Raw genomic sequence first — 23301 nt, 5'->3', positions numbered from 1 at the left:
TCAAGGTAAAAAACAGTAAGATTGGCAATGAAACCAGCACCACAGGGCAGGATTGATCCATACGCATCTATACGGTACAGGGAGTTCAAGTTCTTCCTGGTAATCCGTTTCGCCCTAGTTTTTGCACTTACCATGCAATTTGCCATTATTGAATGGAGAATTTATCACCTAACGCAAGATCCCTTATCACTGGGGTTAATCGGCTTGGCAGAAGTTATCCCCGCTTTGTCGATGGCATTATTTGCTGGACATATCGTGGATAAAAGGGAAAAAAGGGGTTTATTGATAAAATGCATGGTCGGCTATATCTTTATCAGCACCATTTTATTTTTACTGACCTGGGATGATATTCTAAAAGGCTTCTCCGTTCAATCTATTGCCTGGCTGACTTATTCCATGGTATTCGTGGGAGGTATCTTACGCGCTTTCGTTGGACCAGCAAACTTCACACTACTTTCTTTATTGGTTCCCAGGCAATTATATAAAAATGCGGCGACTTGGAGCTCTTCTGCTTGGCAGGTAGGCGGCGTTTTAGGCCCTGCCATCGGCGGACTTTGCATCTATTGGTTCGGCGTCCACTGGAGTATGCTTTTGGTGATCGGGATGATGTTATTACCCTTGTACTCCTTGATCAACATTAAACCTAAGCCTATTCATTACAAGGAAAAAGGAGAATCCGTTTGGCAAAGCTTGGGAACGGGATTAAAATTTGTTTGGCATACAAAAGTGGTACTGAACGCGATGGCTTTAGATATGTTTGCCGTATTATTCGGCGGGGCGAAGGCATTGTTGGCCATATTTGCCACCACCATTTTACATGTCGGCTCGTTAGGCTATGGCTTGTTAAGCGCCGCTCCGGCCGTGGGTTCCCTCATCACGATGTTTATATTGGCTTATAGACCACTTTCCAAGAAACCGGGTCTTAAATTACTGGGTGCTGTATTCGGCTTCGGTATTAGTATTATCGTGTTCGCATTATCGAAGAATTTTATATTATCCCTCGCTGCATTGTTTGTCAGTGGCATGCTAGATGGTATCAGCGTAATTGTCAGGCAAACGATCTTACAACTCAAAACACCCGATGATATGCGCGGGCGGGTAGCTTCCGTTGGGCAGATGTTCGTAGGTTCATCGAATGAATTGGGTGCCTTTGAAAGCGGCTTAACCGCCAAGTTGATGGGTACGGTTCCGGCCGTCGTTTTCGGTGGTTGCATGACATTGTTCGTAGTCATTACGACTTATGTCATTTCCCCGGCTATGCGGCATTTGAATTTGGATAAAGATGAACAACCCGGCAAAGACGGCTAAAGCGACATTTTCTCGCGTAGTTTTTCTAATACGTAATATACAGCAGGACAAATAGTTGAATTTAGAAAGGTTGTATTGGGGCGTTTGTAAAACTGGTCACTATCCGTATAAGGATAATTACGGCAATCACCCGGGCGAACTTCATAAATAGCGCAGTAATTGTCGCTACCTAGGAATGGGCAGGGACTACTTTTCACAACGTAATCACCATCACTGTCCAAGTTGAGGTAAGCATCGATAAACACGGATTCTTTCAAACCCAAATGCTTAGATACACGCTTAATATCGGGTGTTTTGAACCTGGGGCTGATCGTTTTACAACAACCGGCGCAATCGAGGCAATCGATCTTTGAAAAAGCCTCGTCATGCAGCCGGGGTAAGAGGCGTTCGGTACCTTTTCCCTTCTTGGTTTGTAATTTTTGCAAAAACTGCTTGTTGACCTTTTGGTGATCTTTCGCTTTTCTTTGCCACTGGTCGAGTATATCCCCCATTGTTTCGCTTAAAATTTACTGCGAAGTTAAAGGAAAGTCCAAAACCTGGCAATTTGTAGACCTTTTTATGACAAATACAGTCCAACTAACCGCTTAATTATCATTACAAATCCGATTCTAGCGGGAAGGTTTGGCGATTGCTTAAAATCACACTAACTTTGCGCATTCTTATCAGTTAATACCTGCTTTATATCATGAATCTATTGGATATGCAACAAAACGAATTCGTTGGCCGCCACATCGGTCCCGACGAATCAGAAACCCGGTCGATGTTAGATACAGTCGGAGTTTCCGGGTTAGATGAATTGGTCAAAAAAACAGTTCCAGCATCCATCCGCATGTCACATGACTTGGCCATCCCGGCAGCCATGAGCGAAAATGAATACTTGGCACATTTGAAAACCGTTTCACTGAAAAATAAAGTTTATAAGACTTATATCGGTCAAGGGTATTACGATACAATTACGCCGAGCGTAATTCTTCGGAACGTTTTCGAAAATCCAGGATGGTATACCCAATATACCCCTTACCAAGCAGAGATTTCGCAAGGCCGTTTGGAAAGTTTGCTCAATTACCAAACCATGGTAAGCGACTTGACGGGTTTGCCAATTTCTAACGCCTCTTTGTTAGATGAAGCTACTGCCGCCGCGGAAGCGATGAGCATGTTCTTCAGCGCACTGAACCGCGATCATGATCATCCTGCCCGGCCTAAGTTTTTCGTAGATGAAGCCGTTTTTGCGCAAACAAAAGATGTTGTCATTACCCGCGCAACGCCTTTGAACATCGAATTAGTATTTGGTAAATTCGAAGCGGCAGCGATCGACGAAACTTATTTCGGTGCATTAGTTCAATATCCTGCCGCCAATGGTAGCATAGAAAATTATAAAGCATTTATTGATAAAGTACATGCCGCAGGCGCTTACGTTGCCATGGCTACCGATCTTTTAGCATTAACTTTATTGGCTTCTCCCGGAGAACTAGGCGCCGATGCAGCCATCGGTTCCGCTCAAAGATTTGGAGTTCCTTTGGGTTACGGTGGCCCCCACGCAGCTTTCTTCTCTACGAAAGATGAATTTAAGAGGGCAATCCCAGGCCGAATTATCGGTGTTAGTATCGATGCATCGGGAAACCGCGCTTTAAGGATGGCATTACAGACCCGCGAACAACACATCAAACGCGAAAAGGCTACTTCCAATATTTGTACAGCACAAGCATTATTAGCCAATATGGCTGCCATGTATGCTGTTTTTCATGGCCCTGAAGGTTTGAAAAATATTGCCAGCAGGGTCGCACAATTTACAGCCGCACTGGCCAATGGATTGTCTAAAGTCGGCGTTAATGTACTCACCAAGGCTTATTTTGATACCATCACCATACAAGCTACCGATGCTCAAGCCATCAAAGTTGCGGCTGAAGCAAAAGGTATCAATTTCTATTACGGTGAAGGCAACACCGTTGGCATCTCCTTGGATGAAGCCACTACTTTGGCTGATGTTAATGATATATTGGCAGTTTTTGGAGCTACAACTATAGACGCCAGTGCATTGTCTTCTATCACGATTCCGGCGGATTTACAACGTACCTCCCCGTACTTGCTGCACCCGGTATTCAATACGCATCACAGTGAAACACAAATGATGCGCTATTTGAAATCACTTGAAAATAAAGATCTATCCCTCAATACTTCCATGATTTCATTGGGCTCTTGTACGATGAAATTAAATGCTGCTTCTGAAATGATTCCTTTAAGCTGGAGTCATTGGAGCAAGATTCACCCCTTCGTACCTGCGGATCAAGCACAAGGCTACAAACAGGTATTAGATGAGTTGAGCGATTACCTTTGTAAAATCACCGCTTTCCACGCTTGTAGCTTACAGCCTAACAGCGGGGCACAAGGAGAATATGCCGGCTTGTTAACAATCAAAGCATACCACGAAAGCCGCGGCGATCATCACCGTAACGTGATTTTGATCCCGATCTCTGCACACGGAACGAACCCTGCATCCGCGGTAATGTCCGGTTTCAAGGTTGTTATCGTAAAAGCATTGGAAAACGGTTATATCGATGTAGAAGACCTGAAAGCTAAGGCCGCTCAACATGCGGATAACTTAGCCGGTGTGATGATTACTTATCCTTCAACTTACGGTGTGTATGAGGAGACTGTAAAAGAAATCTGTGATATCATCCATCAACATGGCGGACAAGTATATATGGACGGTGCAAACATGAATGCGCAAGTGGGATTGACCGCCCCGGGTTTGATCGGCGCCGATGTTTGTCACCTGAACTTGCATAAAACATTCGCGATTCCTCACGGTGGCGGTGGTCCCGGCATGGGCCCCATTTGTGTTGCAAAACACCTCGCACCATTCTTACCTTCACATGTGAATATTGTAACCGGCACTAATGGTAGCGCAGCCCATCACGCGGTATCTGCTGCTCCTTACGGTTCTGCAAGCATCCTGTTGATATCTTATGCTTACATCCGCATGCTAGGATATAACGGTCTGCGTGAAGCTACACGTTTTGCCATCCTGAATGCAAACTACATGAAAGCCAGGTTGGAAAATGACTTCAACATTCTTTACACTGGTGTCAATGGTACTTGTGCGCATGAATTTATCGTGGATTTACGTCCATTTAAATCAACTGCCGGTATCGAAGCGGAAGATGTTGCGAAACGTTTGATAGACTATGGCTTCCACGCCCCTACCATGAGCTTCCCGGTTCCCGGAACGATCATGATCGAACCTACGGAAAGTGAAGATAAGGCAGAGCTGGATCGTTTCTGCGATGCATTGTTATCTATCCGTGAAGAAATTCGCGCGGTAGAAAATGGCCAGGCAGATAAAACAAATAACGTACTCAAACAAGCTCCGCATACCCAATTTGTAATCACTGCCGATGATTGGGATCGCCCGTACAGCCGTCAACAAGCTGCTTTCCCATTAGAATACGTGAAATTGAATAAATTCTGGCCAAGTGTTAGCAGGGTGAATAATACACATGGTGACCGTAACCTTGTTTGTACTTGTGAACCAACAAGCGCTTATGCAGAGGCTTAATTGAATTGAATATAATTTTTGGAATATTTTGCCCCGGCCATGAATTTGGTCGGGGTAATTTTTTGGGAATCACGGGATTGATCGCGGTGGGTAAATTTTGGCAGGATGAACTCGTGAGCCCATCCTGCTGGGGAATGCGAATTAATTATTGAACAATTTCTAACAATTCAACTTCGAATATCAATGCATCTCCCGGTTTGATCTTACCGCCTGCGCCCCTGTCGCCATAGGCGAGATCAGACGGAATGAACAATCTCCATTTTGAACCGACAGGCATCAACTGTAAAGCCTCGGTCCAACCCTTAATTACACCTGTAACCGGGAAGGTAATTGGTTCGCCCCTGTCAACAGAGCTATCAAACTTGGTTCCGTCTAGCAACATACCCGTGTAGTGCGTTTTTACCCTGCTGTTCAGGGTAGGCTTAGGACCGGTACCTTCTTTCAATACCTGGTATTGTAACCCGCTGGCTGTGGTGATGACACCGGGTTTAGTTTTATTTTCGGCAAGGAATTTCTCACCTGCCGCTTTTGCTTTAGCCAATTTTTCGGCTTTCATCTTTTGTAAATAATCAGAAATAGACATCTCGCATTGTTCTTGTGTCAATAATACAGAATCTCCGGACCAACCTGCTTTTAAAGCATGGATCACCAAATCAAAATTAAGGCTATCCATATCGTTGGCTTTCAAATTTTTAGCAATATCCAAGCCAATTGCATAACTGGCAGAATCTACTGCCGAATTGAGCACCAACTCGGGCTCTTTAGACGCCCTCTTTCTTGATTTTTTCTTGCGTTGTGCCACTACTGGCAGACTTATCAGGGCAACTAAGCCCATCAGCAAACATTTGCGAATCATTTGGTTTGATTAAAATTTTGTTGCAATATATACTTCCTTTATGAAATATGTTATACTCACTATCTTATTTCAAAATTGGCAGCCATATTTTTGAAGCGTTCTTCCTGTCGTGATATAACTTGATCGTAGCCTTTTTAAAATCCCCGGGTTGCGCATGGTAAATGTCCATGAACTGCTGCGGGTTCCGATCCACTAATGGAAACCATGAGCTTTGCACCTGTATCATGATACGGTGACCTTTCTTAAAGGTATGCGCTACATCCGGCAATGTAAACTTCACCTGCGTTGGTTTATTTGGAGAAAACGGGCTTGGCTTTTCAAAACTATCCCTAAACTTGCCCCTTAATACCTCTCCCCTTACCAATGCTTCGTATCCGCCCATCGGGTAAGTACTGGAAGTTAACCGGCTATGCGCAGTGGGGGCTTCCGGTTCATTATAACTGAAATCATCCGGGAAAACATCTATTAGTTTAACTACAAAATCAGCATCAGTACTACTTACACTTGCAATCAAGTCGGCAACCACCGGCCCTGCAATCGTCACATCCTGCTCTAAAACCCCGGTTTGGAACGTGATAACATCCGGCCTACGCGAAGCAAACCGCTGATCATCAGTCATATAGCTGATGGTGCGGGTATGATGTATTTCATTTACATATGGAACAGGCTTCGAGGGATCGCTGACATACTCCGTGGCGCTATTTCTATCTACGGGCTCTTTAAAGTCTAATATTCCCCCGGTATGAAAATACAATGCCTTTGATTGAGCTGAACTCATAGGCCATTGCGGCAGCCTTCTCCATTGATTCTCCCCTGTAAAAAATATAGTGGCTTCGGCAAGATCCGGCTCACTGCCTTTACCCGCTAAATAATAATCAAAAAAAGGAATCTCGATATTTTCCTGGTACCATTTCGCCGTATTGCTATCGAAATGCAAATGACCTAAGGTAGATCCATCCTTGGATGCCCATTGCCCATGATACCATGGCCCCATGACGATCCTATTGTTTGCATTGGGACTTAATTTCTCAATTGATTTATAAGTTTGCCAGGCGCCGTAACAATCTTCCGCATCAAATAAACCACCTACGACCAATGTTGCCGGTTGAATATTTTTAACGAATGCGCTGACATTTCTTTCTTGCCACCAGGTGTCGTAATTCCCGTGGCTCATCAGATCTTTCCAGAAGGCGATACTGTCGCCCATCAGTTTTGTTAATCCCTCCAACGAGCCTGCTTCCAGGTAAAACTTGTAATTATCTTTCGTATAATATTCAAAACGCTTAGGCCCCTTCGTAGTAGGGAGCGGCCGCGGTTGACCGAATGAAGTATAAAAAGCGAATGCATCCATTTGGAAGAATGCGCCGTTATGATGAAAATCATCCCCGATAAACCAGTTGGTTACCGGCGCTTGCGGGCTCACGGCTTTCAACGCAGGATGACCACTTAATGCTGCCATCGTGGAATAAAATCCAGGGTAAGATATGCCGAATACCCCTACATTACCATTATTGTTATCAACATTATTAACTAACCAATCGATCGTATCATAAGTATCGCTAGCCTCGTCTATATCATGTTTATTTCTTTTATTCGGGTTAAATGGGCGGACATTCACAAAAGTACCTTCGCTCATCCATCTTCCCCTAACATCTTGCATTACCATTATGTAACCCTCCGCGAGGTAATGCGCATGATATTTTTTCCAAATGGCGGCGTAATGTTCCTCACCGTATGGTGCACACGAATACGGTGTACGGCTCATTAAAACGGGATGCTTTGTGCTTCTATCCTTCGGCATATATACGGCCGTAAATAAACGCACACCATCGCGCATAGGTATATAAAATTCCCGTTTGGTATAATGTTCGCGCATCCAAGCTTCATCAATCGCGGCATCTTGGGCAATACCTTCCGTTACAACGATACTAAACAGGATTAACAAGAACCATTTTTTCATACGAATGTTTTTATTTACAAGCCATCAAATTACATAAATAGTTCAATAGATAAGGTACAACTTGGATGTATGGTAGAAAATTCATCCCGGTAACCTTGATCAACTATAACAAAATTCGAAATTTACAGGCTTCCTTTGTATCTTGAAAACCAAAAATATATATTTATGCCTCGTCCAAACCCTTCAGATTACCCCAGTTTCTACGATCGTTATGTTGCTTTAGCCCAAGGAGACGATGTAGTAAAATCCATGCTAGAGCATACGGAAACTTATATTGCCTTTTTGTCCAGCATCCCCGGAAATAAACTGGAATACCGATACGCCCCCGGAAAATGGACTATCCCCGAAATTTTAAGACATATAATCGATACTGAACGGGTTTTTATTTACAGGGCGCTTGTATTCGCAAGAAAAGACAATGTTCCGTTACCCGGTTTTGATCAAGATGCTTATGCCGCCGCCGTGCAAGTAAATGCAGGTGACTGGGATGCGTTGATCGAAGAATTTAAATTCCTGAGACATGCGAGCATATCACTCTTCAAATCTTTCCCGGCAGAAACACTCAATAATATCGGTACTGTCAATGGAAATAAAGTAAATGTGAATAGCATCGGCTTCATTATTATGGGTCACCCCGTAGCACATCAACAAGTGATCGAGGAAAAATATCTATAAAATGCAAAGCAGGTGATTTACCCCTATTAATTTATAATCCACATTATGATACAACAACTCATCAAGATTCTATTCTTGATATTCTTCCCTAGCCTATTGATTGCCCAAAATGTTGTAAAACCGATCGAGGTCGACTGGGTATTTAAAACCGGTCAGCAAATACGCAGCACACCGGGCATCTACAAAAACCTCGTAATCATTGCCGGTGATGATGGCACCGTGCATGCCTTAGAGCAAATCAATGGCAAAATTGCCTGGGAATATCCTGCCGGAAGTGCGGTAAGATCTGATCTTGTAGTAGATCAAGACAGGGTTTATGTCTATAATACAAATGGTAATTTATTTGCCCTAAATGCCAATAATGGCCGATTGTTATGGGAGTTTAAAACGGCGCCCAATAACGTGTTGGATACCTGGGATTATTACACCGCCGCCCCTGCATTTAATAAATCCTTACTATTTATTGGTGACAGTGAAGGAAATCTATTTGCCATACAAAAATCCAACGGTCAACCCGCTTGGCAATTTAAAACCCCAGCCCGTATCCATGCAACAGCAGCTTGTAATGACAGCATGGTATTCGTCGGGAATTACAGCGGTCAACTCATCGCTATAGATGCGAAAAACGGTCATCAAAAATGGACTTTCCAAACGGTTGGTGACCGGTATTTTCCAAATGGAGAGATACAACGTGGCCCAGTATTGGATGATGGCATATTATATTTCGGTAGCCGGGATTATAATATTTATGCCGTGAATGCCGAAACCGGCAGAGCGGTTTGGAATATGAAAGAAATCGGTAGCTGGATCATTGCTACACCTTGCATCGATAGTACCCAGTTATTTGTCGGTACTTCAGATACCCACCGGTTTTACGCCCTCGATAAATCCGGGGGATTTGTAAAATGGCAATTGCCGCTAAATATGCGTGCATATGGAACCGCCACTTTGTATAAAAACCGTGTGTATTTCGGTTGCTTCAACGGTAAGCTTTACGGTGTGAACAAAATAGATGGTACCGTGGAGCAGGTCTTCCAAACAGAAGGTTCCAAAACCCATTATACAGAGGTGTACGGCGCCGATGATCATTTTAAAAAAGGATTTGAACTTTATGGTCCGGACGGGGAGCGCTCCGAACAAAAGATTTTATCTTTGGGTAGCATACTCTCACAACCCGTCATCAAAGATGGTAAGATTTTCGTGACAAGCACCGATGGAAATCTTTACGCCATTAAGATCGACGGCTAAACCGGATACATATGAATCAAGTTTCACTTGACTTTAACTGGGAAGATGAGCTTCCCGCCATTGCCTTTGAAGCACCGTACCAGTACATGATTTTATCGGAACAAGATAGGTCAACAATCGCGATGTTGGAAGAACAAAGCTGTATCATCCGCCATGAGCAGCAAACCGATTATTTCATCAAGGCCTTGTTGATACAAAAGCTGGTTGATGAAGAAATGGATTTACAATACCAGGTATGGGTTTCCATCAGTGAAGAAAATTTTCGAAAATTTACGGCCCTCGATCCCGGCAAAGCACACGATGAACAATATTTTGGATGGTTGGCTTCGCAAATCCCCGGCTATGATAAAACGTTGAACTTAAAAACAGTCGTACTATACGAAGGTGAAAATCACTGGCCCGTGATTATTCCAAAGGAAAATGACGACTCATTCACCCGTGACTTTTACGAAGGTATCATTTATGATGATGCGGTAGCCCGGGTTGAAGCCCATATTTTCGGCAATCCCGGGGAATAAAAAAGCAGTCCTCAAGGGGACCGCTTTTCTCTTTTTTCTTGATTTAAGCACTATTGCCCCCAGGTCCTGGGACGGCGTTGTTCCAACAACATAAAATCGGCCAATACCATGGCTACTACAGCCTCCAGCACCACCGGCACCCTAAGCGCGATGCATAGGTCATGCCTACCTTTCACACTAAATGTTTCCACGTTGCCGCTGCTGATATTGAGCGTTTGTTGATCTTTCGGTGTACTGCTCGTAGGTTTAACCGCTACCCGTACCACCAATTGGTTCCCGTTTGTAATACCGCCCACTATACCACCGGCATTATTGGTAGCGGTATGACCATCAGCATCGATGATCGCATCGTTGTGTTCCAAGCCTTTCATTTTCGCGGCAGCGAAACCGGCTCCAAACTCAACCCCTTTAATGGCTGGAATGGAAAATACGGCATGCGCAATATTGGATTCAACCGAATCGAAGAAAGGTTCTCCCAAACCGATGGGCAGACCATCTACCACACATTCTACGATGCCTCCAACGGAGTCTTTCGCCGCTATAGCAGCTTCTAAACCCTTCTCCGGATCTTCAAAACCACCCACTTCTTTCAAACGCGCTTTTACTTCAATACCCGGGCCCAGGATTTTTTTAGCAATTACCCCTGCAGCCACCAAGTTGAGCGTCAGTCTACCACTGAAATGCCCACCGCCACGGTAGTCTTCAAATCCTCCGAATTTCTTCGTAGCCACAAAATCTGCATGGCCGGGTCTTGGAAATTGGCGCAGCTTCTCGTAATCGGTACTGCGGGTATTATTATTTTCGAAAAGAATAGTAACGGGAGCACCCGTTGTATGGTCATTAAACACCCCGGATTTCAAGAAAGGCAGATCATCTTCTTTACGGGGCGTAGTCCCTTTAGCGCCGGCCTTGCGCCTTTCAAGGTCAGGTAAAAAATCGGCTTGGGTTAACGGGATACCGGCCGGAACGCCATCGATATTAACACCCACGCTAGCGCCGTGCGATTCCCCGAAAACATTCACCCTAAAAATTCTACCGAAACTATTCATATCAATTATTTTAACAGGAAGAATAAAACTTCCCTTTGAATTAAGTTTTATTAATGACTGAGCACTTCTCCTTCGATCGTTACCTTTGCGCCCAACTTCGCGATATGATCGTAAAATTCGGGATATGATTTATTGATAGCTTCCGCTTCTTCGATCACGACAGGCCCATCGGCAGTCAAAGCTGCAACGGCACAAGCCATGGCAATCCTGTGATCAAAACGTGAATGCACGTTGGCGGCTTTAATACCTGTTCCTCCGTGTACCCTCATTTCATCACCATCTAGTTCAATCTTGATACCCATTTTGGCAAACTCTTCCTGCAAGGTAATGCCGCGGTCACTTTCTTTATGGGCTAACCGGCTTACGCCTGAAAATGTTGAAACCCCGTTACAATTTGCAGCTAAAGCTACCAATGGTGGGAATAAATCAGGGCAATCCGTTGCATCGAAAGTAAACGGCGATAATTTATCCTTTGCCGTGATGATCGTAAATACACCCGGTAAGATTTGCGCCCCGGCAGATTCCAGGGCTTGTAAAATTGCCTTATCAGATTGTGCTGACTGGGTATTCAGGTGATGTACTTCTGCCTTCCCTGCAACGGCAGCAGCTACCAGCAAAAACGCCGCGCCACTCCAATCACCTTCCACCGTATAATCTTTCGCTTTATATGCTTGCCGCGCACCGAAACGGAAAGTCTCGAAGTTTTCATTAGCAACTTTCACCCCGAAATGCGCCATAATTTGCAATGTAAGATCAACATAGGGTTTACTTTTTAAATCGCCCACCTTGATCGAAACATTCTCTGCATTTGCCCCGTAGGCCATCAGCATACCCGTTAAGAACTGGGAGCTCAAAGAACCGTCGATCGTAATGTCCCTAGGTTGAATCGGCCCTTTAATAACCAGGGGCAACTTACCATCGTTGGTAGTACAGCTTACCCCAACCTGCGGGAGAACTTTCTCGAAGAAGTCCATGGGACGGGTAGTTAAGCTACCGTGCCCCTTGATTGTAATCGTTTGGTCCGACAATGCGGTGATGGGGGTAAACATTCGGATGCCGAGCCCGGATTCGCCGCAGTTGATTTCTGGGTTTACCGGTTGTACGCCGTTCGATGTAATTTCCACGTGATCGGGAAAGCGTTCCACGGTAGCGCCTAATTTTTCGACTACGTCCATGGCAGCCAAACAATCGTTGCTCAGGCCGGGATTATAGATCGAGCTTTTCCCTTTAGCCAGCAAAGCAGCTGCCACGGCTCTTTGCATGGCGCTTTTCGAGGGATTAGCAGTGATATGTCCGTTAATTGTTGATGGTGAGATACTTACTTTCATTGTAATTTTTTTTCCGAACCCTTTAAGCTATTCCGGGCAATGAATCAATTAGATTTCGTCCAACATCTGTTTCAATTCCTGTAGCGGCACGGGATGGGTCTTCGCCTTGCCGATCGCTTCCAGTAAAACAAAATGTATGACCTCATTTTCCCTTTTCTTATCCAGTTTGAAGATGTTATAAACTTCTTCTTTATCGCTGGTCAACGTAACGGGAAGATGGTAATCAGTGATCAGGCGGATAATGCGGTTGGTGTCGTTTTGAGGGAAACCGGTCAATTGCTCGGAGAACTTCGACGCAGCCACCATACCTATTGCTACGGCATTTCCATGCGGAATTTGCTCAATCTTCTCCACTGCATGCCCCAGGGTGTGACCGAAGTTCAACAACCTGCGGCTCCCGGTTTCAAATTCATCTTCGAGAACGATCTTCGTTTTAATCTCCACCGAACGTTCTACCAAGAACTCTAATACGGAAACATCTCCATGCAAGGCGGCATCCTTGTTTTGTTCCAGGTAATCAAACAAGCCAGCATCATAGATACAAGCATATTTGATGACTTCTGCAAAACCGTTATGCCATTCCTCTGCCGGCATCGTAGCAGGAAGGGAATAATCGAACAAAAGAAAATTGGGCTGGTTTATTGTCCCGATCATGTTCTTGTATTTCCCATGATTGACACCATTTTTACCACCGATAGAAGCATCGACCTGCGCGAGCAAGGTTGTAGGAACAAAGCCGAAGGGCATCCCCCTCATGTAAACGCTGGCCACGAAACCTGTAAGATCGGTAATCACGCCACCGCCGATTCCTACGAGCATCGTTTTACGATCTGCTTCCAGCTCGATCAAGCCATCTATGATTTGTTGCAAAACGGCTAACGACTTATGTTTTTCCCCTTCGGGGATGACCAGTTTCCGCCAACCTTCCAACACTTGCCCATGATGTTGATCCACGTTTTCATCTATTATGATCACGCTTCTTTCGGGGTTCGCATACTTTCCTAAATTTGCCAACTGCTCTCCTAGATAATAATCACAAACATGCTGTTGGAACTTAAACTGCAACGTTTTCATATAATGCTTCTAAATATCCTGATAGCTTCAAAGATAAGTTAATGAACAGGGAAAGATAAGTTTAATCACAATTATTGACATATCCAATTCCCCGTTCAGTAACACCTGAAAAAATATTATTGTTCGTTCATCACTTTATTCTGGCGGTTGATGGATTCCAAGTGAACCGCGTCGAAATACTTGAGGATAAACTCCTTGGTCAACCCGAGCTTATCACCTTTCTGGATGCTGCGTTCCAAGATTTCGTTCCAACGGTTTGTTTGCAAGATGGTGATGTTATTCTCCTTCTTGTACAAACCGATTTTTTCTGCCACTTTCATACGGTTGCCCAACAACAACATGATCTCATCGTCGATCTGGTTGATTTGCGCCCTCAATTTCTCCAATGCAACGTTAAACTCTTTCTGATCGGAATGCTCGCGTCTCCAAACGATACTATCGAGGATTTCGGCCAAACGTTCAGGCGTTACTTGTTGTTTTGCATCACTCCAGGCATTATCCGGATCAACATGAGATTCCAGCATCAAACCATCGTAATCCAAGTCGATCGCTTCCTGGGCAACAGCCTGCAAAGTATCTCTCTTACCGCAGATATGGCTAGGATCGCAGATCATCGGTAATTCGGGATGGCGACGTTTTAATTCGATGGCCAGGTGCCACATCGGCGCATTCCTGTACTCGGTATTACCGTAGCTGGAAAAACCGCGGTGAATCAAGCCTAATTCCTTGATACCTGCTTTCTGGATTCTTTCAACAGCGCCGATCCACAATTCCAAATCGGGGTTGATCGGGTTCTTGATTAAAACCGTTTTATCTACACCTTTCAGTGCGTCTGCCACTTCTTGAACCGAAAACGGGTTCACGGTGGTACGGGCGCCTACCCATAAAATATCAACACCAAAATGCAACGCATCTTCCACTTGTTTAGCGGTAGCAACCTCAACAGCTAAGGGCAGCCCGGTAAGTTCTTTAGCCTTTTGCAGCCAAGGTAATCCCTTCGTGCCGATACCTTCAAATGATCCGGGACGGGTACGTGGTTTCCAAATACCGGCGCGCAATACATCAACTTTACCGGTTTTAGCTAAAGCCAATGCAGTAGCCAACACTTGTTCTTCCGACTCCGCGCTGCAAGGCCCCGAAATGATTAAAGGTTTCTTGTCTGAAGAAGGATCTGCGAATTTTGTTCGTGTTAATACTTGTTCCATATGTGTAAGTTAAATTTTTTACGAATGATGATAAAAAAGCTTTGTTATATAAATTATTTCAGTATGCGTTTGATTTTATTTGATTTCTGGATCAGCTTGTAGAAAGTATCATAGTCTTCCGATTTCAATAAGTCCCGCATCTGTTCCAGTTGGTGGATATGCTCATCCAACACATCGAGCACATTATTGCGGTTGTGCTTGAAAATCGGTACCCACATATCCGGGGAACTTTTTGCCAAGCGAACGGTAGATTCAAAACCACCGCTGGCCAATTCAAAAATCCGGCCTTTCTCCTTCTCTTTCTCTAAAACCGTTAATGCCAATGCAAAGGACGTGATATGCGAGATATGGGAAACGTAAGCGGTGTGCAGGTCATGCTCTTCCGCGTTCATATATACCAGGCGCATATGCAACTTATCCACCATTTCTTCTATCATTTCAAGGGCATCATCATCACTATGTTTCACATCGCAAAGCACCATTGTTTTACCCTTGAAAAGGTGTTGCACCGCGGCTTCCGGACCGCTATACTCGGTGCCGGCCATCGGGTGGGCAGCCACGAAGCGCCCCCTGTTGGGATGACCAGCAACGAGTTCCAATATTTTTTCCTTGGTTGAACCAACGTCCATGATCACTTGCTTGCCAGCCCGGTCCATCAATCCCGGCATCACTTTCAGCAAAGCATCCACGGGGATGGCCAGTACCACCAGGTCGGATCGGTCAAAAGCATCCTCCAAGGCGGCGGCTTCGTCGATGATGTTCAACGAAAGGGCTTTTTGTAAATTTTCGTTATGGTTATCGGCACCGATGATACGATCCGCGATACCCTTTTCTTTCAAACTCAGGGCAAGCGAACCACCTATTAAACCGACACCTACTATTGTTACGATCATGATCTTTTGAATTGTGAATTAGACGCAGCGATCCGTTCTATCGCCTTACTGAATACCTTTTCATCTTTACAAAGGCTTACCCGGATATAACCTCGACCGTTTTCCCCGAAAATACCGCCCGGCGTAATAAATACCTTCGCATTATACAACACCTCATCACTTAAAGCATATCCATCTTTTTGGGTCGTTGGTATCTTAGCCCAAACAAACATCCCCACCTGGTTTTGATCGTATGAACAACCCAACATATCCAATAACTCGAACACCTTCGAACGGCGAGCCCCGTAAATTTGGTTCAACGAATCGTACCATGATTTATCCAGTTCCAAAGCTTTAACGGCAGCCATTTGAACGGGTTGAAACATCCCGGAATCCATATTGCTCTTGAATCTTAGCACATCGGAAATCAACCCTGCGGCACCGGAAAGCATCCCCACTCTCCAGCCGGCCATATTGCTGGATTTACTTAACGAATTTAATTCCAACACCACTTCCTTGGCGCCATCAACCGATAATAAACTCTGTGGTTCGTCATTCAAGATAAAGCTGTACGGATTATCATGACAGATCAATATTTGATGCTTAATACCGAAATTCACCAATTGCTGGAAGAAAGCTTTATCCGCTTTAGCTCCCGTGGGCATATTGGGATAGTTCACCCACATCAATTTCACTTTCGACAAATCTTCCCGCTCCAAGGCATCTAAATCGGGCAGCCAGCCATTTTCTTCCTCCAGGTGGTAAGTTACCGGGGTAGCCCCGCTAAGGTTAACCGCCGAACGATAAGAAGGGTAACCGGGATCAGGGATCAGCGCCAGGTCACCTTCCTGCAAGAAAGTCATACAAATATGCATGATACCTTCCTTGGAGCCGATTAACGGCAGTACTTCCGTATCGGGGTTAAGCGTTACATTATAATACTTGCGGTACCAGTTCGCGATGGCGTTTCTCAGTGCAGGGATACCTTTATAACCTTGGTATGCATGGGTATTCGGCAAGCTGGCATATTGATGCAATGCTTCTACCACGCTAGGGTGCGGCGGCAAGTCAGGACTGCCGATTCCGAGGTTAATAACATCAGCGCCAGCTTTGTTCATCTCGTCGATCTCGCGCAATTTGCGGGAGAAGTAGTATTCTTCTGTTTGTTGTAAACGCTTTGCTACTGGTACGTTCATGAGTATTATATAATTTAATATCTTTTTTAATCGTTCGTATCCCGCCTAATTATGCATGGGTCTTCCCCTTTTTGTACACGCCCAATACCTTGAGGTGTTCGGTATGCGGCGTTATTTTCTTCAGCGCTTTCTCGAAATGTGCCAGGTCTGTAAATTCCATATCGGCATGAAAATAATACTGCCACACCTTGGCCGGGATCGGGAAGCTCTGGATCTTGGACAGGTTAATACCTTCTTTCGCGATCTGTGCCAACACCTTTACCAGGCTACCGGTTTCATGGCTCGTTTCAAAGTAAACGGAAGCCTTGTTCACCCCGGGATCCGGCTCCGGCGCTTGCTTGCTGATGGCTAAGAACCGGGTATAATTATTTTTCACTGTATGAATATTCGGGGCGATGATATCCAGTTCGAAAATCTCCGCCGCCAATTTTCCCGCGATAGCAGCCGTACTTTTTAATTTTTTAGAGCGAACGTTCTTGGCGCTTAAGGCCGTATCTTCAGTTTCCACCAATTTGATGTGCGGGTGCTGCTCCAGGAAATCGATACACTGCAACAACGCCATCGGGTGGGAATGCACTTCGCGGATATCTTCCAATTGCTGTCCCGGCAACACCATCAGGTGCTGGTTGATTTGCAGGTATAACTCGCCAACAACGTGCAGGTTAGAATTTTTCAACAAGCTATAATTCGGTAAGATGCTGCCGGCGATCGAGTTTTCGATGGCCATAATTCCCGCGTCTGCATCCGCTCCTGATTTCACTTGCTTAACCAGTTCGGAGAAAGAGGCACAGGGTACGATACCAGATTGTTTGCCGAAGAAATTACGGGCAGCAACCTGGTGGAAACATCCTTCAAAGCCTTGAATCGCGATACGCATGTTGATCATTCTAAGTTGTTAATGGTTCTATTATTGGCATAAAAAAAGGTCCCTTGGATCAGGACCCTTCTCTTTTATCACTTTAATGTTGTTTCAAGTATTACAAAAGGGCCCCTGGCTTCTTTCCAAAAAAGAAGTAATAAAAAAAGTAATAAAAGTATGGGCGTTGCACCTGCTGTAACATCTTGAATTGAATTAAACTTTTGCTAAAAAGAAAGGCCCCCTTTCCAGGAGGCCCTTAGTATTTTATATTGATACTACATAATGAACCTCCTACCTCTCCTGGTACCAGAAAAAGTAAAAACCATAAAAATAAGCAACGGTTCTATGTAGTGTCATTTGTTTTTCTTTTGATTATCGTGATACAAAAATAACACAGCTTTTAAATTCCGCAAATAGTTCATAGAAAAATTAAATAAATTTAAATAAAATCAGCATTAAACAAGAAATTATTCATCATTTATAGCTATAAACCGCTTAAAAATGATCAAATAGCCGTTTTTTTAATACTTGCTATAGCAAACAACAAGCCGATAGTTGCTATAGCAAGAAATAATAATATATATTTTTTGCCCGGTTATACGGTAAGATAATGTCTAATGCACCCGGTTATTCAAATTTCCAGGGGATTATATAGGATTGCGAACCAATTTATATTAAAATTTACCAACATATAAATAAATTAGGTATAATTTTAGCTAAAAGGTGGAGATATTTAAAACAAAAAGCGATGGTTAATGTACAGGTAGGTATAAAAAATAAAACCACCGCCAAGAAGCGGTGGTTTTAAATCCTTTATTGCTTGCTAAATTATTGTGCAGTAGCAGTAGTGTCAGCAGCAGGTGCAGCTGTAGTGTCAGCCATTGGAGCAGCAGCAGTATCTTCAGATGGAGTTGCAGCTTCTTCGATAGCAGGTGCAGCAGTAGAATCAGCTTTGTTTTCAGTTGCAGCATTACCGCAAGAAGCAGCGAAGAAACCTAAAGAAAGCGCTAAGAAACCAATTTTCAAAGTGTTTTTCATTGTACAATGTTTTAATGTTGTTTGAAATAATTATTTACACTTTATACCTGGATGTATAAAAAGGTAACCCAAGAATTTTAAAAAATTTTTTTTCACTACTTTGGGGTTACCATTTGCCTTTAAACCGTATTAATAAGTGAATAATCTATTACACATAGAAAAGGATCAAGAATTGTTGGATGGGCTCGCTAACAATAGCGATAAAGCATTGGAAACTATATATTTAGAGAATTTTCCAATGATTTTAAGAATGATTTTGCTCAACAATGGTTCAGAGGATGATGCCAAGGATATATTCCAAGAGGCGATTATCGTGTTGTTTGAAAAGGTCAAAGACGGCAACTTTGTTTTATCCAGCAAATTGAAAACATTCCTGTATTCGGTTTGCAGGCGATTATGGCTCAAGAAGTTACAATCTTCCAATAACCTTTACCCTATCAACGACAGCCTGGATGAAATTATCCCTGTAGAAGATGCACTGGAAGAACATGAACAGAAAGACGCCCAGTTCAAAGTCATGGAAAAAGCCATGTCACACATCGGGGAGCCTTGTAAGACGATCTTGGAAGATTATTACATGCATAAGAGAAGCATGCAAGAGATTGCCGATAAGTTTGGTTATACCAATGCCGAAAATGCTAAGAACCAGAAATATAAATGCCTGGTTAGATTGAAGAAATTATTTTTTGCTCAATATAAATAAATTCCTAGGGGAAAAGTGATGAACGACATGCACCTGGTACAAGAAATTGATCGCTACCTGTCTGGCGAGATGGACGCTGCCGAAAGGGCCGCTTTCGAATCCTTGCGGGATAATAACCCGGAAGTGGATCAAATGGTGGTGGCGCAACAATTGCTCATCAAGCAATTGGAAAGTCACGGCCAAAGGAAAAACCTACATCAAAAAATGCAAGATATCCACCAACGTATGGATATCCCCGCCCTCGCAATGGAAGCTCAAAAAGCGCCACAACGTAAAATATTGTGGATGAAACGCAAGACTTTGATCAACTTGGCCGGCGCGGCATGTATTGCTTTATGTACCTCCCTGGCAACGATTTACTTTACCCAGAACGCTTCCCATAAAAGCACCGTCGCTCAATACGAGGACGTTAAACGGGAATTAACGAAAGTTCAAAATTCTCAAAAAGCATTGGTGAGCGACATTAATAATAAGAATGCCCGCCGCGGCCCGGTGAACCCGGGTAACTTCGGAGGGACCTGTTTCGCGATTGCCAAAAACGGACTGATGATTACAAATTACCACGTAGTTGCCGGCGCCGATTCGATTTACATTCAAAATAATAAAGGGGAAGCTTTTAAAGCGGTCAGCATTTTTGAAGATATTACCCGGGACCTGGCCGTGATACAGGTAGTGGACTCCAACTTTAAGAACCAAAATATCCCCTATTCCCTCAAAACAAATAATATCCATGTGGGCGAAGAAGTCTTTACCATGGGATTCCCGAGGGATGAGATCGTTTACGGCAAAGGATATATCAGCGCGCAAACCGGCTTTAATGGAGATACGGCAGCTTACCAAGTAGCCATCCCCGTAAATCCCGGAAACAGCGGCGCTCCTTTACTGGACAATGATGGTAACATCATTGGTATCATTACCGGGAAACAAACATCCAGCGATGGTATCGCTTTCGCGGTAAAATCGATCAACTTAAAGCGTCTTTTCGACGAGATGCCTAAAGATAAACTCGCGAAGAAAGATCTACAGCATCAGAAAAGCGGCTTGGATCATCTGAAACGGGGCGACCAGATTAAAAAATTAGAAGATTTTGTGTACATGGTAAAGGTGTATAACCAATAAAGAACTACTCAAACCGATATATAAGGTAAAAGCTCAACCTTCTCCTGTAGGTTGAGCTTTTGTTTTTTTGAACTTCTTATTTGATGGTTCGGGCCTGCAAACCATTGCAATTTCTATTAATTTGCACCAGCTTGTTCGTTTTGACTTACAGCTCTACCTTCTCCTTAAACTTGAAAAAAAGTAATAGATCCTTCTTCACCGATACAAATTTTTCGGCATGCCACTCGATTTTGACAGTTTTCTAGTTTTGGCTGCCAGGGTCGATCCGCTCATATTTCCTTCTTAAGTGGGAATTTTCACGCTATTTCAGCCACTTGTTGGATTTCTAATACTGCCCAATTCGATGTTTTACCTATTGAACGTTGTTCCGGCTAAGGAGTCCGAGCTTGGAAGCTCGAACTAGCGAGGGTTCCGGATTATTTCTCGATAAAATTCAAAGACCCCAACAATTTTGCATACTTAAGCCAGCAAAGGGCGCCGGGTTATTGTGTATAACAAAATGATCTAATTATTCCCTTTAGGTACCGGCTTACCTCTAAATTTCAATGCCCTTTCCGAAGTCCAAAAAATGAGTGTTTCGTTAGACATATCCCTTAACTCATTATACGAGGGCGTATATTTTTCCATGAATTTTGTGAGTGAATCCCCGTCCAAGCCCGTTACTTTCTTCACGAACCCGGGGGAATAACGGTACCTGGTATATTGCACTTCTTCATTCTGCGCGTAAAACTCCTTGAATTTCCGCTTATCCTTTTCTCTCTTGCTATAGCGTGTGAAAGGACTGAACCGGATGCCAAACCCGGTGTGGGTATCGGTTTCTGTTAACTGTCGCTTGGGCTGTTCCAAGAAAACGGCAAATTCGTCCCTGCGTGCAATGGAATCGAGCTGGTAAGCATTATACCGATCCGTCACCTCTACTTCGTGCAGGAATCTTTCCCCCGGTTCCAAATCTGCATCGTGCTGGTAGTAACCGTTCGTGACCCTTACCACGAAAGTATCGGCCTCGTATCCAACAAAGGAAATCACGATAGTATCCAATACTTCTGCATTGATCTTGTAATTACCGCCCTGGTCGGCAAAAGCAGTCGTTTTCTTATTAACATTTCTGACCGTGGCAGGATAAAGTACCTTGTTCGAGTTGGCCTCTTTAATTTTACCTCTAACGGTAACCTGGGCTTGTGCTTCATGCACTCCTACGAGAAAAAATAAGGCTATGAGTCCTAGTAACAGAATTAAACGATTCATCATATTATAATAACAATAGGGCTTGAAAATAGTTAAAAGCGCCTAAAATGTTAAAGGGGTCAGCTGTTAAACCTATGGTAAAATTTTTTCAGATTAAGGATGGTTGCTAGTTGTTTTAGCTAGTTGAAATAGAAATGAAATGATTGCTAATACTATCAGCAAGTGAAAAACTCCTCCCATGGCAAAAATAAACACTCCAAGCAGCCAAGCTAAGAATAACAAAACGGCTAAAGCATAAAATAAATGGTTCATTTTCCTGATATTTAAATTCCCGATAATAGACAAAACACAGTACAAAAAACATTACCGGAATATTCCTCCAAACTTGGGATCCTTCGGAATTCTTTTCATTGAACCATTATATCCAAACCTTGTGCCAAATAATGAAATCAGTCTCCCGGAACTGCATTACCGCCTTCCAAAAGACTGAAAACCATAAATATAAAAATTATTAATTATTTAACTTCAATTATTGTACTAAATTCTTTACGCTCGTTAGCCGCCAATTTCACCAAGTGAATACCATTATTATAAGCATCGGGAGCACCGCTAAGATTCTCTACGGCAATGCTCTTCCTGTGCGGCGGTGTATAGATCTGTAAAATGGGATATGATGCGGCAGGGTAAAAATTGATATTAATTTTTTTAACCGGATCGTAGATCGTACAAAGCGGTTGCGGCTTGCTGAAATCCAGCAGGAACGAATTATCGAGCGAAATATCTTTTAAGGATTTCAGTTCCGTGAACCGATCTTCGGGTAAGGTTTTTCCCGTGGGAATCAGTTTATCATTAAATTCCAAGATGCCCGTGCAAGCGAACCTGAGCTCCAAATCATCTACGGGCGTACCTGTAGAAAAATAAGGGTGCCACCCATCTACAATAGGAATACTTTGACCGGATTGGTTAACAATAACCGTCGTTACCTGCAATTGGTTGCCTGCCGACAGGCGGTATTGTACCTGGCAACTGAAAGCAAATGGATAACCGGCATCCGTTGCTTTATAATCATGCCTTAGTTGCACCGTAGCGGATGCCGCATCGGCATCTTCGGAAATCAGATCAAAATTTACATCGAACAATAAGCCGTGAATAGATGTTTTTTCAATTTTGTAAGCCTGCTCCTCCCAGGTATAACTGGCATCCTGAACACGGCAAGCGAAAGGGCTCAGTTTTACATTTTTAAAACTGTCCCTCACAAATTGATCATAATCTTGGTTGTCTTTATACCCGTCAATAATATTCAGAGGCTGACCTTGATGTTGAAATGTAAAACTATGTAACATGGCGCCTTTTCCCGGCACGATTTCTACTTTAGTATTTGAATTCCGGTCGATTAGGGCGAGGATTTGAAAGCCATCTTCCAAGTATTTTTCTATTGCAAATGACATGATGAGTTATTTTGACAGCGTAAAATACAAATATTAGATTAGTACACAATACTATTATATCGCGTTCCGTTTTGAATAGAACATTATTTACAAATCATATTTAT

At 43.6% G+C, this 23301-nt stretch carries 21 protein-coding genes; 7 read left to right on the top strand and 14 right to left on the bottom strand.

Features of this window, described 5'->3' with window-relative positions; all coding sequences use genetic code 11:
- The first annotated feature begins 27 nt into the window (after nucleotides 1-27).
- Nucleotides 28-1308 carry an MFS transporter gene (locus COR50_RS11135; RefSeq protein WP_098194052.1) on the top strand — a complete coding sequence of 427 codons (1281 nt, stop codon included), beginning with the start codon at nucleotides 28-30 and terminating at the stop codon, nucleotides 1306-1308.
- Here the strand turns inward: COR50_RS11135 and COR50_RS11130 are convergent.
- The gene (locus COR50_RS11130) at nucleotides 1305-1799 is read right to left on the bottom strand and encodes a YkgJ family cysteine cluster protein (RefSeq protein ID WP_098194051.1); all 495 of its coding nucleotides are present in this window, start codon (nucleotides 1797-1799) and stop codon (nucleotides 1305-1307) included. The genes COR50_RS11135 and COR50_RS11130 overlap by 4 nt on opposite strands.
- A gap of 209 nt (nucleotides 1800-2008) precedes the next feature.
- On the opposite strand from COR50_RS11130, the gene gcvP reads away from it, so the two are divergent.
- Nucleotides 2009-4864 carry an aminomethyl-transferring glycine dehydrogenase gene (gene gcvP / locus COR50_RS11125; protein ID WP_232516356.1) on the top strand — a complete coding sequence of 952 codons (2856 nt, stop codon included), beginning with the start codon at nucleotides 2009-2011 and terminating at the stop codon, nucleotides 4862-4864.
- Between the two features lie 145 nt (nucleotides 4865-5009).
- Here gcvP and COR50_RS22665 read toward each other — a convergent pair whose 3' ends face one another.
- Both COR50_RS22665 and COR50_RS11115 read right to left on the bottom strand, forming a co-directional pair.
- Nucleotides 5010-5720, bottom strand: coding sequence for an FKBP-type peptidyl-prolyl cis-trans isomerase (locus COR50_RS22665; RefSeq protein ID WP_098194049.1), 711 nt, complete (start codon nucleotides 5718-5720; stop codon nucleotides 5010-5012).
- A gap of 64 nt (nucleotides 5721-5784) precedes the next feature.
- Nucleotides 5785-7680, bottom strand: coding sequence for a CocE/NonD family hydrolase (locus COR50_RS11115; RefSeq protein WP_098194048.1), 1896 nt, complete (start codon nucleotides 7678-7680; stop codon nucleotides 5785-5787).
- Between the two features lie 165 nt (nucleotides 7681-7845).
- Between COR50_RS11115 and COR50_RS11110 the strand changes: the two genes are divergently transcribed.
- From COR50_RS11110 to COR50_RS11100, 3 genes are read left to right on the top strand one after another with little or no spacing between them, the layout of a single operon-like run.
- Nucleotides 7846-8355, top strand: coding sequence for a DinB family protein (locus COR50_RS11110; RefSeq protein ID WP_098194047.1), 510 nt, complete (start codon nucleotides 7846-7848; stop codon nucleotides 8353-8355).
- 45 nt (nucleotides 8356-8400) lie between these two features.
- On the top strand, nucleotides 8401-9603 hold the full coding sequence (locus tag COR50_RS11105) for an outer membrane protein assembly factor BamB family protein (RefSeq protein WP_098194046.1): 1203 nt from the start codon (nucleotides 8401-8403) through the stop codon (nucleotides 9601-9603).
- An 11-nt stretch (nucleotides 9604-9614) separates the two neighbouring features.
- Entirely contained in the window at nucleotides 9615-10121 is a 507-nt protein-coding gene (locus tag COR50_RS11100) for a DUF2199 domain-containing protein (protein WP_098194045.1), read from the top strand.
- A gap of 50 nt (nucleotides 10122-10171) precedes the next feature.
- On the opposite strand, the gene COR50_RS11095 is transcribed toward COR50_RS11100, so the two are convergent.
- From COR50_RS11095 to COR50_RS11060, 8 genes are all read right to left on the bottom strand, one after another.
- Nucleotides 10172-11170: a chorismate synthase gene (locus COR50_RS11095; protein WP_098194044.1), complete on the bottom strand. Its 999-nt coding sequence runs from the start codon at nucleotides 11168-11170 to the stop codon at nucleotides 10172-10174.
- A gap of 50 nt (nucleotides 11171-11220) precedes the next feature.
- Nucleotides 11221-12498 (bottom strand): 3-phosphoshikimate 1-carboxyvinyltransferase, encoded by a 1278-nt coding sequence (gene aroA, locus COR50_RS11090; RefSeq protein ID WP_098194043.1) that lies wholly within the window; start codon nucleotides 12496-12498, stop codon nucleotides 11221-11223.
- Between the two features lie 48 nt (nucleotides 12499-12546).
- A complete protein-coding gene (gene aroB / locus COR50_RS11085; RefSeq protein ID WP_098194042.1) occupies nucleotides 12547-13572 on the bottom strand; it encodes a 3-dehydroquinate synthase in 1026 nt (341 codons plus the stop codon).
- Between the two features lie 116 nt (nucleotides 13573-13688).
- Complete coding sequence (locus COR50_RS11080) at nucleotides 13689-14777, bottom strand: chorismate mutase (RefSeq protein ID WP_098194041.1); 1089 nt, start codon at nucleotides 14775-14777, stop codon at nucleotides 13689-13691.
- A 53-nt stretch (nucleotides 14778-14830) separates the two neighbouring features.
- Nucleotides 14831-15670, bottom strand: coding sequence for a prephenate dehydrogenase (locus COR50_RS11075; RefSeq protein ID WP_098194040.1), 840 nt, complete (start codon nucleotides 15668-15670; stop codon nucleotides 14831-14833).
- Complete coding sequence (locus COR50_RS11070; protein WP_098194039.1) at nucleotides 15667-16845, bottom strand: pyridoxal phosphate-dependent aminotransferase; 1179 nt, start codon at nucleotides 16843-16845, stop codon at nucleotides 15667-15669. The genes COR50_RS11075 and COR50_RS11070 overlap by 4 nt, the downstream gene beginning before the upstream one ends.
- 49 nt (nucleotides 16846-16894) lie before the next feature.
- Complete coding sequence (locus COR50_RS11065; RefSeq protein WP_098196195.1) at nucleotides 16895-17722, bottom strand: prephenate dehydratase; 828 nt, start codon at nucleotides 17720-17722, stop codon at nucleotides 16895-16897.
- An 810-nt stretch (nucleotides 17723-18532) separates the two neighbouring features.
- Nucleotides 18533-18742, bottom strand: a complete 210-nt coding sequence (locus tag COR50_RS11060; RefSeq protein WP_098194038.1) for a hypothetical protein — start codon at nucleotides 18740-18742, stop codon at nucleotides 18533-18535.
- 136 nt (nucleotides 18743-18878) lie between these two features.
- On the opposite strand from COR50_RS11060, the gene COR50_RS11055 reads away from it, so the two are divergent.
- Nucleotides 18879-19445: an RNA polymerase sigma factor gene (locus COR50_RS11055; RefSeq protein ID WP_098194037.1), complete on the top strand. Its 567-nt coding sequence runs from the start codon at nucleotides 18879-18881 to the stop codon at nucleotides 19443-19445.
- Nucleotides 19446-19463: 18 nt separating this feature from the next.
- Nucleotides 19464-20564 carry a S1 family peptidase gene (locus COR50_RS11050; protein WP_098194036.1) on the top strand — a complete coding sequence of 367 codons (1101 nt, stop codon included), beginning with the start codon at nucleotides 19464-19466 and terminating at the stop codon, nucleotides 20562-20564.
- A gap of 504 nt (nucleotides 20565-21068) precedes the next feature.
- Here the strand turns inward: COR50_RS11050 and COR50_RS11045 are convergent.
- The 3 genes from COR50_RS11045 to COR50_RS11040 all read right to left on the bottom strand — a co-directional run bounded on the left by COR50_RS11045 (nucleotide 21069) and on the right by COR50_RS11040 (nucleotide 23197).
- Nucleotides 21069-21812: a carboxypeptidase-like regulatory domain-containing protein gene (locus COR50_RS11045; protein WP_098194035.1), complete on the bottom strand. Its 744-nt coding sequence runs from the start codon at nucleotides 21810-21812 to the stop codon at nucleotides 21069-21071.
- Between the two features lie 90 nt (nucleotides 21813-21902).
- Nucleotides 21903-22061 carry a lmo0937 family membrane protein gene (locus COR50_RS22305; protein ID WP_157760753.1) on the bottom strand — a complete coding sequence of 53 codons (159 nt, stop codon included), beginning with the start codon at nucleotides 22059-22061 and terminating at the stop codon, nucleotides 21903-21905.
- Nucleotides 22062-22264: 203 nt separating this feature from the next.
- Nucleotides 22265-23197: an aldose 1-epimerase gene (locus COR50_RS11040; RefSeq protein ID WP_098194034.1), complete on the bottom strand. Its 933-nt coding sequence runs from the start codon at nucleotides 23195-23197 to the stop codon at nucleotides 22265-22267.
- Between the last annotated feature and the right edge of the window lie 104 nt (nucleotides 23198-23301).

Origin of the sequence: Chitinophaga caeni, assembly GCF_002557795.1 — a bacterium.
In the GTDB taxonomy this organism is placed as follows: domain Bacteria; phylum Bacteroidota; class Bacteroidia; order Chitinophagales; family Chitinophagaceae; genus Chitinophaga; species Chitinophaga caeni.
Note: the sequence above shows the minus strand (reverse complement) of the source record. Positions and strands in the feature narration are given on the sequence as shown.